We start from the raw sequence: 14091 nt of genomic DNA on the forward strand, positions 1-14091 counted from the left end.
GTCTCAGCTCCGGTTTTCGGGGGCGGTGACGTCGCGCAGACCGTCACCCATCAGGTTGATCGCCAGCACGAGGATGAACAGCACGGCCCCGGGGATCAGCACCATCCACGGCTCGAAGAGCATCATGTTCTTGCCCTCCGACACCATCAGGCCCCAGCTTGGGGTGGGCGGCTGTACACCGAGGCCAAGGAACGATAGCGCCGCCTCAAGCAGGATCGCATGCGCCATTTCCAGCGTCACAACGACGATCAGGTTATTGGCGATATTGGGCATGATCTCGGACAGGATCACCCGCGGGGTCGAGGCACCGATCGCCCGCGCGGCGGCCACGTATTCGCGGCCCCGCACCTGAAGCGTCGAGGCGCGCATCACCACCGCGAACCGGTCCCAGAGCAAGAGCCCCAGCACCACGATCACCACCTGAAGCGATCCACCCAGAATGGCGACCACCGCAAGGGCCACAAGAACCACCGGCATCGCCAGCCGCACGTTGATGAGAAACGTCACCACCATGTCCACGCGGCCGCCAAAGTATCCGGCGGCCACGCCCATCGCGGTACCGATCACGCCCGAGATCAGCGCCGCGATCACCCCGATCATTAGCGACACGCGCGCACCATAGATCAACCGCGACAGGTAATCGCGTCCCAGATGATCAGTGCCCAGCGGATGCTCCCAGTCGCCGCCCAGAAACACCGGCGGCTCCATCCGGGTCATCAGGCTTTGGGCATAAGGGTCATGCGGGGCCAGCAGCGGCGCAAAGATCGCGATCAGCGTGAGGATCACCAGCACGACGACGCCGATCATCAGGCCCTGATGGCCAACCACGCGCTTGCGTAACATCTGCCCGGGTGTCGGGCCGGTGATCTCTGCCAGAATCGGATCCTGCGTATCAGGTTGGGTCATCTCAGCTGCTCCGCATACGGGGGTCGAGCCAGGCATTCAGCACATCGGCCAGAAAGGTGAAGACGATGTAGAACATCGAAAAGACGAGGATCAGCGCCTGCACCGTCGGCAGATCGTTGCGCGCGATACTCTCCCACGCAAGGAACCCCGCCCCGTGCAGCGCAAAGATCGACTCGACCACGATCGAGCCACCCAGCATGAAGCCCATCTGCACCGCAGCCAGCGACACCACCGGAATGATCGCGTTACGCAGCGCGTGCCGGAACAGCACCCGGCCCTCCGGCGCGCCCTTGGCCCGCGCGGTGCGGATGTAATCCGACGACAGCACATCGAGCATCCCGGCCCGCGTCAGGCGCATGATCGCGGGCATCGCGTAATAACCCAACACGATGGTCGGCATGATGAAATGCGCAGGTGTTGACGCGCCCGAGGGCGGCAGCCAGCCCAGTTGAATGGCAAAGATCACGATCAGTATCAGGCCGAACCAGAAGCTCGGCATCGCCTGCCCTGCCACCGACAGGAACAACGCCGCCCGGTCGATGATCGAATTCGGGCGGATCGCAGCGGCCACGCCCAGCGGTACGGCGGTCAACAGCGCGAAACTGATCCCGCAAACGCCCAGCGTCATGGTCACGCCCAGCCTATCGACGATCAACGACGACACCGGCAGGCGGAAATAATAGCTTTCCCCGAAATTGAACTGCAGCGCAGAAATCAGCCAGTCGCCGTATTGCACCAGCATCGGACGATCAAAGCCATAGAGCTTGCGCACCGCCTCGATATCCTCGCCACTCGCGGTCTCGCCTGCCAGCGCCGCCGCAGGATCGCCCGCCATGAACAGCAGGCTGAAGCTGATGAAGGACACGGTAAAGGCCACCAGAACGGCAAGGCCAAGTCGTTTGAGAATGAACACGAGCACGGTCAGGCCCCTCGTTTACTGGCAGGTCGCGGGATGTGCGGGCGACGGGGGATACGGAGGGCCGCAGGCGCGGCCCCCCGCTCAGACGGTGCGGATCACTTCCACTCCATCGTGGTGAACCGCAGCACCTCGTCGGCGGTCGGTGTGTATTCCACCTCGTTGGTGGACACGTAGTTGGTGTTGTACGAGAACATCGGCGCCCAATAGGCCTGCTCGGTGATCCGCTTGATGGCCTTGGTGTAATGTTCCACCCGGGTGTCGGGATCGGTCGCGCTGTCGGCCACCTCCAGATCGGCCAGCACCTGATCATCCCGCGCATCGTCCAGAGAGCCGTGCTTGAAGAACTGGCTGACCATCGCCGAGGCATCGTTGACCGAGAAGCTGCCCCAGGTCAGGAAGGCCAACGGCACATCGCCGGTCATGTTCAACTCACGCAGCGCAGAGTACTGCAGGAACTTGAAGTCTGACTTGATGCCGACGGCATTGAGATAGCTCAGGATCGCCTCGGCATATTCCCGGTCGCGATAGGCGTAGAGCTCGGTTGTGAACCCATCTGGATAACCCGCCTCGGCCAGCAGCGCCTTTGCCTTCTCGGGGTCGTATTCATAGGTCTCGGCGGCCTCTTCCACGCAGCCGAACTGGCTGGGGAAACACGGCGTCCAGACCACCTTGGATTTGCCCTTGAGCAGCGCCGCCACCAGCTCTTCGCGGTTGATCGCGTGGTTGACGGCTTGGCGCACCTTGAGGTTGGTGAATGGCGTGTCGCCCGAGCGCCCGGCGGCATCCATCGACAGATACCCGACCCGCATCGTGGATTCGTTGGTGACCGTGAACTGATCCATCTCCGCCAGCTTCTCGGCCTGGTCCGCAGGCACCTGCCAGATCAGGTCGAGCGAACCGCTGAACAGCTCGGCCATCTGCGTGTTGACGTCCGGTATGGTGCGGATATCGACATTGGTAATTTCGGGCTGACCCTTGGGGCTGTCATGGTAAGTCTCGTTCCTCTCCAGAACGAAATGCTGCCCCGGCGTGACCGACACCACCTTGTAGGGGCCGGTGCCCACGGGCTCCAGACCCATGCCCGACGGGCCCGCCTCGGCGTAATACTCGTTGGGATACATCGACACCGGGCCGGACAGAAATTCGATTGCCGCCGGGAACTTGTCCTTGAGATGGATGCGCACGGTATACTCGTCGATCTTCTCGGCGGATTTCATCCAGTTGACATTGCGCTGCGTCTTGACGCCGTTTTCTTCCTTGGCCACGAAATTGACCGTGTAGACCACGTCATCGGCGTTGAACGGCTCGCCATTGTGAAAGGTCACGCCTTCGCGCAGCTTGAATTCAAGCGTCAGGTCGTCGATCCACTCCCAGGACGTGGCAAGGTTGCCCTTGTATTCGTTGGTGGCCGGATCGCGGTAGATCAGCCCGTCCCAGATCGCGCGTTGCAAAACGACGCCCTCGCGCGACGAGTTGAAGTAGCTGTCGACGTTCTCCAGCTCCTTGGTGAAGGCCACGCGCAGCGTGTCATTGGCCTTGTCGGCATAAGCCGCACCAGACGCCGCGACGATCGCCAGACCGGCAATCGCATGTCTCAAAGAGGACTGTTTCATGTCTCTCTCCCTATGTTGGTCGCGCGCCGATATGGCGAGGCGCGTGATGTTGGCTTTTCGTTGACGTATCATATTATGATACGTATAATCGCCATATGATCCATTAATGCGGACATCCTTCACCACGTCAAGCCCGGGTTGCGACATCCCGCCACATTATACGAGCGATGCATGAAAACAAAGCAGGATACCCTCTACGTCGGATCGCTCGCCAAGGGGTTGCGCCTGCTGCGCGCCTTCGACGAGGGCCATACCGACCTGTCGCTCAGTGAACTCGCGCAGCGCACCGGACTGGACAAGAGCGCCACACAGCGCCTCGCCAACACGCTGCATGTCGAGGGCATGCTCGACAAGGACCCGGCCACGCGCCGATTTCGCCCCTCCCATGCCTGGCTACAACTGGCCTATGCGTACTATTGGTCCGACCCGCTGATCGGTCAGGCCATGCCCAAGCTCATCAACCTCAGCCAGGAATTGGGCGAGACGGTGAACCTTGCCGAGATCTCCGGCGATCACATCATCTATGTCAGTCGCCTGCCCTGCAAACGCACCTATTTCGCGGCCACCATCATCGGGCGGCGTCTGCCCGCGCTCTCCACCTCGGGTGGGCGCGCGATGATCGCCACCTTCCCCGAAGACGAGCGCCGCCACGCAATCGAGACATGGCCGATCACCCCCTTCACCCCCAGTACGACCCTCGACCGCGCCCTGATCGCCACCAGCATCGATGACGCCGCTCGCGACGGCTTTGCCGTCTCCACCGGACAGATGATTCTCAACGAGATCGGCGTCGCCAGCCCGATCATCGGCCATGACGGGCGCGCCTGCGCCGCCGTGCAATGCTCGGTCTCGGCCCATACCTGGACACGCGAACGCATCGTCGCCGAGATACTGCCCAAGCTGCAGGACACCGCCAACGCGATTTCCCCCGCCTTCCGTGCGCATCGCGCAGGCTGGGACTGACCGGCGCGCACCGGAAACGAGTATGCCCGCCGGTGCGGCAGGTATTCGGCCCGGACGTGACCGGTGATCTTACCGCGCGCCGACGCGCAGGGCGGCACCAGACCCCTCGGGTCTGCGCCCGCGACCGAACCGGACCGCAGCATCGCACCACGGCGCGCGCGCCGCAGGCAAAGCGGCGCGCCCAACCTCGGATCATTGAGCTTGTGGCGCATCTCGGGCCGGTTGGTGCCCGCGACGCTTGTCCGCAAGCGCGGAACCACGCGGTCTAAAGCAGGCCACTGGGACCGGATCATGGACGCGACCGCCAGGTAGATCAGCCCATGGAATTCGGGCGCGCAGAACATGGAAAATCCCGTTGATCACACGCCGGTCATCACCGCACCTCTTGACCCCGCGTCTTGTTGGGCAAGACCGCTTTGCTGAGTTCCCATTCCAGATCGCTCATGTCTGATCGCGGCATTTGACTGCTCCCGCCATTGATGTCGCGAGGATTGAATCACAAACACATGCGATAGATTAGGAATCCATGGATGTGCTGCCTAGTCCTCGCCGTCCACCCGGCCCCGTAATGCCTTGACTTCGCCACGAACCTTCTTGGCCTTGAGGCGGCGTTTCTTGGCACCGAGGGTGGGACGTGTCGGGATGCGGCGTTTGGGTTTGACCGTGGCCTGCAGGATCAGGTCGGCCAGACGGTCGCGGACGATGTCGCGGTTGCGGGTTTGGCTGCGGGTTTCGTCGCATTGCAGGACGAGCGCGCCTTCCTTGGTCCAGCGCCGCCCCGCAAGCCGTTTGAGCCGCGCCTTGACTGGGTCGGGCAGATTGGGTGAGCGCTCGGCCTCGAAGCGCAATTCGACCGCGCTCGCCACCTTGTTGACGTTCTGTCCGCCGGGGCCGGAGGCGCGGATGAACTGCTCGGTCAGTTCCCAATCCTCGATGGCGATCTGGTCTGTGATCCTCAGCATGGGGCGGTCCCGTTGACGACGTTTTGATTTCTGGCAGGCGTGGCAATTCAAAAGGGCCGCCCCGGATGGGAGCGGCCCTCTAGAAGCTACGGAGGTGGGCCGGTTAGGCGCACCAATCCGGGTGGCTTTCGCCTCGGGGCTGCCCTAGACGGCGGCCTCCCGAACTGTTCCGACACCTCGCTCCAATACCTCTATAGACACTGGACCACCTCCTTTCGCATTGTTGAACCTGACCCGAGCCTGCCACAAATTTCACCCATGTCAAAACAAAATCATGTGGCGGCGAAGAAATTTGACGCAGGATGCTGATTTATTGATCTTGCAGCACGGCCACGCATTGGCGCGGTAGATCTTCCATCGTCAGTTCGCGGCGGGGCTTGGGCTTTGGTGCGTCCGGGTCGGGCGGCGGCGGGTTGAGGATGTTGCGCACCCACTGCTCGGCCTCGGCGCAGCCATCGCCGGGCGGGGGGGCGACCTGCTCGACGCAGCCGCGCGCCTTGTCGGGGCAGTTCAGGCGGACGTGGAAATGATAGTGATGGCCCCACCACGGCCGGACCTTGCGCAGCCATGCGCGGTCGCCGGTCTCCTCGCGGCACATCTGCGCCTTGGCCCCCGGAAAGATGAAGATGCGCGCGGTGCGCGGGTCCTGGGCGGCGGCCTTTACGATTTCATGGTGCGCGCGGGTCCAGTTGCCGTTGATATAGGCGCCATTGGCCCGGCGCATGGAAATCGACGAGATATTCTCGCGCGCCGTGCGGCTGAGGGCCATGTTATCGGCGGGGCGCAGCCAGATATCGGCGTCGAGCCCCATCTGGTGGCTGCGATGCCCCGATAGCATCGGGCCGCCTCGTGGCTGGCTGATATCGCCCACGTAGATGCCGTTCCAGCCCGGTTGCGCTGCGGCCTTGCGCGAGAGGTCTTGCAGCAGGTCGATGGTCTCGGGGTGGCCCCAGTTGCGATTGCGGCTGAGGCGCATGGCCTGCCATGTGGGCCCGGTCTCTGGCAGGGCCACGGCCCCCGCGATGCAGCCCTTGGCATAGCTGCCATAGGCGGCGGGGGCGTGTTCGGAGCCTTGCCCTTGCGCGCCGAAAAGCTGTTTGGCCTGCACGCCTTGCATGGCCGCAGGGATGCTCTGGCTAGAGACGATGCCGGGGGCCTGCGCCTCCGGCGCGGGTTGCGTGCAGGCCGCAAAGCCCAGACAAAGTGCGGCTGTTATGACGATCCGGCCCATTGTTCCCTGTCCCCTTCCGCGTTGACCCAGCGTAGCAGCACAAGGCCGATCAGGAAAAGGAAAATCACCGGTGAGATGCCGATCCGGGCGCTGTCCGAGAGCGAGGTCACGAGGCCGATCAGCGCCGGGGCGAGAAACGCCGTGGCCCGCCCCGAAAGGCCATAGAGGCCGAAATTTTCGGTCGGGGTCGCGGGGTCGGTATGGCGCACCATGAGCGTGCGGCTTGCGGCCTGAACCGTGCCGCCCAGGCCCCCGATCAGCACGCCGCAGCCGAAGAAGATCGCGTCGGGGAGGGTGGAGCCGGGGGCCAGCACAATGCCGAAGATCTGATTGCGATCCATGCCGACGACCATGACGCAGACCGCGATCAGCCCCCAGATCGCCGCGATGATCACTGGCTTGGGGCCGAAGCGCGCATCGAGCCTGCCGCCCACCCAGCTGAAGACCGCCGCCGAGATCGCGCCGATGATGCCGAAGATGCCGACCGAGGTGATCGACCAGTCGAGCACCAGGATCGCATAGGTGCCGCCAAAGCCGTAAAGCCCGTTGAGCGCGTCGCGGTAGAACATCGACGAGCCGAGATAGGTGCTGAGGCTGAGGCGGTGGCGCAGCCCCTTGACCGTCTTGGCCAGCAGCCCGAGCGCATCGCCGATGCCGCGCCCCGTGCCCGCAGGCCCGGTGTCGCGCACCCAGAGGAAATAGGGGATCATGAAGACTGCGAACCAGAGCGCGGTGAACGGCCCGACAAAGCGCGTGCCCTCGCGTGTGGCGGCGTCAAGACCGAAGGCCGGCTCAAAGCCGATCAGGGTCTTGCCGCTGGGCTGTTCGACAAAGAGCGCCAGCATGATGAGCAGCGATACCACCCCGGCCACATAGCCGAAGGCAAAGCCCGAGCCTGAGATCGCGCCAACCTCGTCCTGCGTGCCGAGCGAGGGCAGTTGCGAGTTGATGAAGATGAGCGCGTATTCCGCGCCGATAAAGCCAAGGCCAAAGGCGATGAGCCCGAACCACAGGTTCGCGCCGTCCGGGGTCATCCCCCAGATCGAGGCGGCCCCGGTGACGTACATCAGTGAAAATACGATGATCCACGGCAGCCGTCGCCCGGTGGTGTCGGCAAAGGCCCCCATGATCGGCGCGCCGAGGCCGATGATCAGGCCGGTCACCGTCAGACAATAGGACCACATGGCTTGCGCACGCGCATCGGCGATGTCTTCGGTCAGCCCGGTTGACATGAAGTAATCGGAGGCGACCGAGGCGAAATAGGGACCGAAGATGAAGGTGATCAGCAGGGTGTGATAGGGTTGGCTGGCCCAGTCGAAAAAAAACCAGCCCCAGATACGCTTTCGCTTGGAAATACCCGTCATGCCTGCCCCAATGATCTTTGGGGGATATGAGCCCGGCAGGCGCGCGGGTGCAAGTTATTCTTGCACGGCGTCCTGCATCGGGGGCCAGGGGCGCAGGGCATCGGCCTCGATCCAGGCACGCACCCAGTCGGGTTGCGGCGGGCAGGGGGTGTCGCTGCCCAGTTCGACCATGACGGTCTCGGGCGGGACGATGCCGCCCTTGCCGGTCACGGCAGAGCGATAGAGGATGTGGTTGGCGCATTCCCCGTCGGATCTCCACATGGATTGTTCGACATAGACGAACTTGTCATCCCACCACGCGAGGCGCGAGCGCATCTCGACGCGGTCAAACATGCGGATGCGGCGGCGGTAGCGCACGCTTGCCCCGGCCATGGTCAGGCCCCAACGCTTGGCGCGCAGGACCTTGATCAGCCCCACGCGCCCCGCGAGCGGAATGCGCCCCAGATCGTAGAGCGTGAGCGTGCGCCCGTTGTTCAGCTCCATCCACAGGTCGATATCCCAGGGCAGGCAATAATGTTGCGACACATGCAGCCCCGTCACCGGCAGGGCGGGCGATTTGCGATGCTTGTAGAGCTGCCAGATCAGGCGCAGGACGGGATACATGGGCGGGTCTCCTTTGACCCGCGCCTGCCACCCTTGGGCGCTATGGTCAACCGCGACCGCGCGTCAGGCTTGCGCTCAGGGGCAGGCTTGCTTAGGTGAGAGGCGTTTCTGAGCCAAAGGACCACCGCCCATGCAATCGCTTTTCCAGATCCTGATGCTGCTGCTCGATATCGTGTGGTTCTTCATCCTCGCGCATGTGATCATGTCGTGGCTGATCAATTTCCAGGTGCTGAACCTGCAACAGCAATTTGTTGCGCAGATCTGGTACGGGCTCAACCGTCTGCTGGAGCCGATCTATTCCCGCGTGCGCCGGTTCCTGCCGCCGATGTCAGGCATCGACCTGGCCCCCCTCGTGGTGCTGGTGGCGGTCTATGCACTGCGGATCATCCTGATCAACAACGCGGCGGCGTTTTACTGATCCGGGGTCTTGTTCACCGAATCTTGGTGTGAAACACTGACTGTAAGAGCAGATATATAAAATCTTACAGGACTGCCATGCCGAGCGCTGCCACGCTTTTGCGCGATGTCTACGGGTTCGATGCGTTTAGGCCCGGACAGGAAGAGATCGTTCACACCGTTGCCAGTGGGTGCAACACGCTGGCGATCATGCCCACGGGGGGCGGTAAATCCCTGTGCTTCCAACTGCCTGCGCTGCTGCGTGACGGGGTGACGGTGGTCATCTCGCCGCTGATTGCGCTGATGCGCGATCAGGTGCGGGGGCTGCGCGCAGCGGGGGTCGAGGCGGGGGCGCTGACCTCGGGCAATACCGAAGAAGAGACGGCAGAGGTCTGGCAGGCGCTGGAGGCGGGGCGGCTCAAGCTGCTATACATGGCCCCGGAACGGCTGGCATCGGGGGCTACGCGCGGGATGTTGCGGCGCATCGGTGTCAGCCTGATTGCCGTGGACGAGGCGCATTGCGTTAGCCAATGGGGCCATGATTTCCGTCCCGATTACCTGGCGATTGGGGAACTCAGGCGCGCCTTGGGAGTGCCACTCGCCGCCTTCACCGCCACCGCCGATGCCGAGACGCAAGCCGAGATCGTGGACAAGCTCTTTGACGGGCAGCCGCCGCAGACCTTTTTGCATGGGTTTGACCGGCCCAATATCCACCTCGCCTTTTCCGCCAAGGACGCGCCGCGCCAGCAGATCATGGGCTTTGCCGCCGCGCGCAAGGGGCAGTCGGGTATCGTCTATTGCGGCACCCGCGCCAAGACCGAGAGCCTTGCGCAGGCGCTGTCGCAGGCCGGCCACAATGCCTGCGCCTATCACGGCGGGATGGAGCCGCAAGCCCGCCGCCGGGTGGAGCATCGGTTCAACACCGAGGACGGGCTGATCGTGGTGGCGACGGTGGCCTTTGGCATGGGTGTGGACAAGCCTGATATCCGCTGGGTCGCCCATGCCGATCTGCCCAAGAGCATCGAGGCCTATTATCAGGAAATCGGTCGCGCGGGCCGTGATGGCGCGCCTGCCGAGACGCTGACCCTCTTTGGTCCCGACGATATCCGCCTGCGTCGCTCGCAGATCGACGAGGGGCTGGCCCCGCCGGCACGCCGCATGGCGGATCACGGGCGACTCAATGCGCTCCTGGGTCTCGCCGAGGCGCTGACGTGCCGCCGTGTCACGCTGCTCGGCTATTTCGGCGAGACGGCGGAGCCCTGTGGCAATTGCGATCTGTGCGAGACGCCGCCCGAGACGTTTGACGGCACCGAGGCCGTGCAAAAGGCGCTGTCGGCCATCCTGCGCACCGAGGAACGGTTCGGCGCGGGGCATCTCATTGACATCCTGATGGGCAATGCGACCGACAAGGTGCGCGCGCGCGGGCATGACAACCTGCCGACCTTCGGCGTAGGCCGCGACATGGACAAGCGCGGCTGGCAGGGCGTGTTCCGGCAGATGTTGGGGCATGATCTGGTGCGCCCCGATCCCGAACGCCATGGCGCATTGGTGATGACCGAGGCCGCCCGCCCGATCCTGCGGGCGGAAACCCCGATCCACCTGCGCCGTGAGGTGGCAACCCGCACGCCGCGCCCCGCCGCCCGCGCGCTGGTGTCGGAGGAGGACGCGCCACTTTTGTCGGCGCTCAAGGCCAAGCGCCGAGCGCTCGCCGAGGCGGCGGGCGTGCCTGCCTATATCGTTTTCAACGACCGCACGCTGATCGAGATGGCCGAGACGCGGCCCGCCAATCTGGATGCGATGGCGCGCGTGGGCGGCGTGGGGGCGACCAAGCTGGAACGCTATGGCACGGATTTTCTGGAGGTGATCAACGGCGAAGCCGAACAGTTGCACCCCAAAAGGCGCAAGCTGGCAGGGCGCGCGGCGGGCGAGCTCTATGACCAGCTGATCGAGGCGCAGGCGCGGCTCTCGCGCGGGCCCGAGGGCATCGACAAGCCGCTGAGTTGTTCGGCCTCGCTGCTGGCACGGGTGGCAAGCCAGCGACCGCGCGACAGTGATGCGCTTGCGCGGCTGATCGGCGAGAAATATGCCGAACGCTTCGGTCCGGCCTTTCTGGACGTTCTGCGCATGGCGGACTAAGTCTGCCTCAACGCTGTCACGGAGGTATGTCGCGCATGCTGGTTGCTGTCTCGCCCGCCAAAAAGATGGATATGAGCCCGGTCGAGGGCGTCACGCCGACGCGGCCCGCGTTTCGCGCCGAGGCGGAGGATCTGGTGCAGGTGGCGCGCGGTCTCGATGTGGGCGATCTGCAAAAGCTGATGAAGATCAGCGAAAACCTTGCCCGGCTCAACGCCGACCGCTTTGCGGATTTCGGCACGATGGAGGAAAAGCCCGCAGCACTTGCTTTTGCCGGTGACACTTATCAGGGGCTGGAGGCGGGATCTCTGGATGCCGAGGAAATGGCCTGGGCGCAGGATCATTTCCGCATCCTGTCTGGTCTTTATGGTCTGTTGCGCCCGCTCGACGCGATCGAGCCGTATCGGCTGGAAATGGGCAGTCGGCTGGCGACCGACCGGGGCCGCACGCTCTATGACTACTGGGGCGACCGGATTTCCAAGGCGCTGAACGCACAGGCGCGCGAGATCGGCACCGACACGCTGGTCAACTGTGCAAGTCAGGAATATTTCGGCGCGGTGGACCGCGCGGCGCTCGACCTGCGGGTCATCACGCCGGTCTTCATGGAGGAAAAAGCGGGTACGCCGAAGATCGTCAGCTTTTACGCCAAGAAGGCGCGGGGGGCGATGGCGCGCTTCGTGATCCAGCACCGGTTGACCGACGCGGAAGCGCTGAAGGACTTTGACACCGGCGGCTATCGCTACAATGCCGAGATGTCCGACGGCGATAGCATGGTGTTCCTGCGCGACTACCCGGCCTGAGCCTCGGCCGTCTTGGGCTGTGGCGGCCGCGCCTCGGGCGGGCAGGCGTCCTGTATGCGCGCGACGATGGCATCCTTGCGCAAGGGTTTGGTCAGGTAATGATCCAGCCCCGCCGCGAGGATCTCGGTATCGTCGCCGGTCATCGCATGGGCGGTCAGGGCGACGATGGGCACGCGCCGCCCGCTCCCGGCTTCCAGCGCGCGGATCGCGCGCGTTGCCTCCTTGCCATCCATCTCCGGCATCGAGATGTCCATGAACACCAGATCGGGCTTGAAGCTCTGATAGAGGTCCACGGCCTCGCGGCCATTCTCGGCAAAGATCAGCTCGATCTCCAACGCCTGCACCATCTTGGAGAACACCAGCCGGTTGGTCTTGTTGTCCTCGGCGGCCAGCACGCGCATTAGGCGGTCCGGCGACGCGTCAGACTTCGCTTCACCGGAGAAGATGCCCGCGACATTGCGTAATAGCTCATGCCGGGCGACTGGCTTTTGCAGCACTGCCTGAAGATACCTGCGGCCCGGCTCGACTTCGGCCTGCCCGGCAGTCTGGCTGAGCAGGAGGATGGGCATGGCATGACCAGCCTCGCGCAGCGCTTCGGCCAGTTCCAGCCCGTCCATCCCGGCCATGGCGTGCGCTGTCACGACAAGGCCGACGCTCTCCCCTGCGCGGTCGAGCGCCTCTGCCGGGCTGCGGCAGGCGATCACCTCGAACCCCAATTGGCCCAGTTGGCGTTGCAGGAGCGCGCGGCAGGCGTCCTGGGGCTCGACGATCAGGGCACGGCCCGGGCTGCCCGGCAGGCGCGGCAACTCGCCTTGCGTCGGCTCTACGACCGGCAAGCGGACCGAAAACCCGAATACCGAGCCTTCGCCCGGGGTCGATTCGACCCAGATCGTGCCGCCCATCAGGCGCACCAGCTTTTGCGAGATCGCAAGTCCGAGGCCGGTCCCCTCGAACTTGCGATTGCGCGCATCGTCCACCTGGTTGAACTCGCCGAACACGTGCTCGATCTTGTCGTTCGGGATTCCGATCCCGGTATCCTCGACCGTGACATGGATATCGGCCATTTGCCCGGCCTCTTGCACTACGCCCGTGACCCGCACCAGCACATGACCGGCCTGCGTGAATTTCACCGCATTGCCCAGAAGGTTGGTCATGATCTGCCGGACCCGTCCCGCATCACCCGTGAAACGCGTGGGCAGGAACAGATCGTAATCCACCAGCAGATCGAGCCCCTTGCCGCGCGCATCGCTCTGCATCAAAGTGACAAGCTCGTGAATGCAACGCTCCAGATCGAAGGCGTCCTCGACCAGCACCAGTTTTTCGGCCTCGATCTTGGAATAGTCCAGCACGTCATTGATGATCACCAGCAGCGCCTCACCGGAATTGCGGATGGTCGAGACATAGAGCCGCTGTTCCTCGGTGAGGGGGGTATCCATCAGCAGGTCGGCCATGCCAACGACCCCGTTCATCGGCGTGCGGATCTCGTGGCTCATATTGGCGAGGAAGGCGGATTTCGCGCGATTGGCCGTCTCGGCGCGGCGGCGGGCCTCTTTCAGTTCCTTCTCGTAGCGGATCGTGGCGGTGATGTTCTGGACCAGGCTGACGATGTCCCCGCCCGCGCCGCGCCGGTCGGTGACGCGAATGTAATGATCGTTCCACAATCGCAGAACCTCGGTCTCCGGGGTCGGGCTCTGCCAGCGGTCGAGCATATGCTCGCGCCACTGCGCCGCGGTCATGTCGCCGATATTGATGATGCCTTCCTCGGTGATGATCTGAAGGATCTCGATATAGCTCATCCCCGGCTTCACCGCTTCGACACCATCGAACACGGCGAGCCACGCGTCATTTGCCGCGATCATTCGGGTGTCGGCATCGAAAAAGGCGAATCCGTCCTCGATCGTCTGGATCGAGTGCCAGAGGCGGCGTTCGGCGATCTCGACCTTCTGATGTGCCACGCTGAGATCGGATTTCACGCGCAGGTTCTCTTCGCGCACGTTCCGAACCTCGGCGCGGGTCTCGTGTACCTCGTGCGACAGGGCGCGCGCGTGCTTGCCCAGCTTGCGGTTGGCGGCATGCAGTTCCGCCTGTTTCTGTTCCAGCAGACGCTCGGCGGCGAGGCGCGCGCGCCGTTCCTCTGCCAGCTTGTTGGCAAGGCTCATGCCCATCCTCCGCCATGCCTGACCGTGATCTGCCACACAATC

Annotated in this window: 12 protein-coding genes and 1 pseudogene; 4 read left to right on the forward strand and 9 right to left on the reverse strand. The window is 63.9% G+C overall.

Going from position 1 to position 14091, the window contains the following annotated elements; all coding sequences use genetic code 11:
- Positions 1–3: 3 nt before the first annotated feature.
- The 3 genes from BHD06_RS06295 to BHD06_RS06305 form a co-directional block, all read right to left on the reverse strand.
- On the reverse strand, positions 4–906 hold the full coding sequence (locus BHD06_RS06295; protein WP_080456139.1) for an ABC transporter permease: 903 nt from the start codon (positions 904–906) through the stop codon (positions 4–6).
- A 1-nt stretch (position 907) separates the two neighbouring features.
- Entirely contained in the window at positions 908–1825 is a 918-nt protein-coding gene (locus BHD06_RS06300; RefSeq protein ID WP_080456140.1) for an ABC transporter permease, read from the reverse strand.
- Between the two features lie 95 nt (positions 1826–1920).
- Positions 1921–3438 carry an ABC transporter substrate-binding protein gene (locus tag BHD06_RS06305; protein WP_080456141.1) on the reverse strand — a complete coding sequence of 506 codons (1518 nt, stop codon included), beginning with the start codon at positions 3436–3438 and terminating at the stop codon, positions 1921–1923.
- 171 nt (positions 3439–3609) lie between these two features.
- Here BHD06_RS06305 and BHD06_RS06310 point away from each other — a divergent pair, with 171 nt between their 5' ends.
- Positions 3610–4401 (forward strand): IclR family transcriptional regulator, encoded by a 792-nt coding sequence (locus BHD06_RS06310; protein WP_080456142.1) that lies wholly within the window; start codon positions 3610–3612, stop codon positions 4399–4401.
- Between the two features lie 306 nt (positions 4402–4707).
- Here the strand turns inward: BHD06_RS06310 and BHD06_RS24225 are convergent.
- From BHD06_RS24225 to BHD06_RS06335, 5 genes and pseudogenes are all read right to left on the reverse strand, one after another.
- A pseudogene (locus BHD06_RS24225) lies at positions 4708–4861 on the reverse strand (transposase); the annotation flags it as partial.
- A gap of 79 nt (positions 4862–4940) precedes the next feature.
- On the reverse strand, positions 4941–5363 hold the full coding sequence (gene arfB / locus BHD06_RS06320; RefSeq protein ID WP_080456144.1) for an alternative ribosome rescue aminoacyl-tRNA hydrolase ArfB: 423 nt from the start codon (positions 5361–5363) through the stop codon (positions 4941–4943).
- 310 nt (positions 5364–5673) lie between these two features.
- Positions 5674–6594, reverse strand: a complete 921-nt coding sequence (gene mepA, locus BHD06_RS06325) for a penicillin-insensitive murein endopeptidase (RefSeq protein WP_080456145.1) — start codon at positions 6592–6594, stop codon at positions 5674–5676.
- On the reverse strand, positions 6576–7958 hold the full coding sequence (locus BHD06_RS06330) for an MFS transporter (RefSeq protein WP_080456146.1): 1383 nt from the start codon (positions 7956–7958) through the stop codon (positions 6576–6578). The genes mepA and BHD06_RS06330 overlap by 19 nt, the downstream gene beginning before the upstream one ends.
- A 54-nt stretch (positions 7959–8012) precedes the next feature.
- Positions 8013–8561, reverse strand: a complete 549-nt coding sequence (locus BHD06_RS06335) for an acyl-CoA thioesterase (protein ID WP_080456147.1) — start codon at positions 8559–8561, stop codon at positions 8013–8015.
- A gap of 130 nt (positions 8562–8691) precedes the next feature.
- Here BHD06_RS06335 and BHD06_RS06340 point away from each other — a divergent pair, with 130 nt between their 5' ends.
- From BHD06_RS06340 to yaaA, 3 genes are all read left to right on the forward strand, one after another.
- Positions 8692–8979 carry a YggT family protein gene (locus BHD06_RS06340; RefSeq protein WP_080456148.1) on the forward strand — a complete coding sequence of 96 codons (288 nt, stop codon included), beginning with the start codon at positions 8692–8694 and terminating at the stop codon, positions 8977–8979.
- Between the two features lie 77 nt (positions 8980–9056).
- Entirely contained in the window at positions 9057–11093 is a 2037-nt protein-coding gene (recQ, locus tag BHD06_RS06345; protein WP_080456149.1) for a DNA helicase RecQ, read from the forward strand.
- A 35-nt stretch (positions 11094–11128) separates the two neighbouring features.
- On the forward strand, positions 11129–11890 hold the full coding sequence (gene yaaA / locus BHD06_RS06350) for a peroxide stress protein YaaA (RefSeq protein ID WP_080456316.1): 762 nt from the start codon (positions 11129–11131) through the stop codon (positions 11888–11890).
- On the opposite strand, the gene BHD06_RS06355 is transcribed toward yaaA, so the two are convergent.
- Complete coding sequence (locus tag BHD06_RS06355; RefSeq protein ID WP_080456150.1) at positions 11878–14049, reverse strand: response regulator; 2172 nt, start codon at positions 14047–14049, stop codon at positions 11878–11880. The genes yaaA and BHD06_RS06355 overlap by 13 nt on opposite strands.
- Positions 14050–14091 lie beyond the last annotated feature (42 nt).

This window comes from Roseovarius sp. A-2, assembly GCF_002072155.1.
GTDB lineage: Bacteria > Pseudomonadota > Alphaproteobacteria > Rhodobacterales > Rhodobacteraceae > Roseovarius.

Bases quoted from the DNA above. Each gene is read 5' to 3' on its own strand.
- arfB (WP_080456144.1), bottom strand. From the start codon at position 5,363: ATGCTGAGGATCACAGACCAGATCGCCATCGAGGATTGGGAACTGACC.
- BHD06_RS06335 (WP_080456147.1), bottom strand. From the start codon at position 8,561: ATGTATCCCGTCCTGCGCCTGATCTGGCAGCTCTACAAGCATCGCAAA.
- BHD06_RS06310 (WP_080456142.1), top strand. From the start codon at position 3,610: ATGAAAACAAAGCAGGATACCCTCTACGTCGGATCGCTCGCCAAGGGG.
- yaaA (WP_080456316.1), top strand. From the start codon at position 11,129: ATGCTGGTTGCTGTCTCGCCCGCCAAAAAGATGGATATGAGCCCGGTC.
- BHD06_RS06295 (WP_080456139.1), bottom strand. From the start codon at position 906: ATGACCCAACCTGATACGCAGGATCCGATTCTGGCAGAGATCACCGGC.
- BHD06_RS06305 (WP_080456141.1), bottom strand. From the start codon at position 3,438: ATGAAACAGTCCTCTTTGAGACATGCGATTGCCGGTCTGGCGATCGTC.
- recQ (WP_080456149.1), top strand. From the start codon at position 9,057: ATGCCGAGCGCTGCCACGCTTTTGCGCGATGTCTACGGGTTCGATGCG.
- mepA (WP_080456145.1), bottom strand. From the start codon at position 6,594: ATGGGCCGGATCGTCATAACAGCCGCACTTTGTCTGGGCTTTGCGGCC.
- BHD06_RS06340 (WP_080456148.1), top strand. From the start codon at position 8,692: ATGCAATCGCTTTTCCAGATCCTGATGCTGCTGCTCGATATCGTGTGG.
- BHD06_RS06330 (WP_080456146.1), bottom strand. From the start codon at position 7,958: ATGACGGGTATTTCCAAGCGAAAGCGTATCTGGGGCTGGTTTTTTTTC.
- BHD06_RS06355 (WP_080456150.1), bottom strand. From the start codon at position 14,049: ATGAGCCTTGCCAACAAGCTGGCAGAGGAACGGCGCGCGCGCCTCGCC.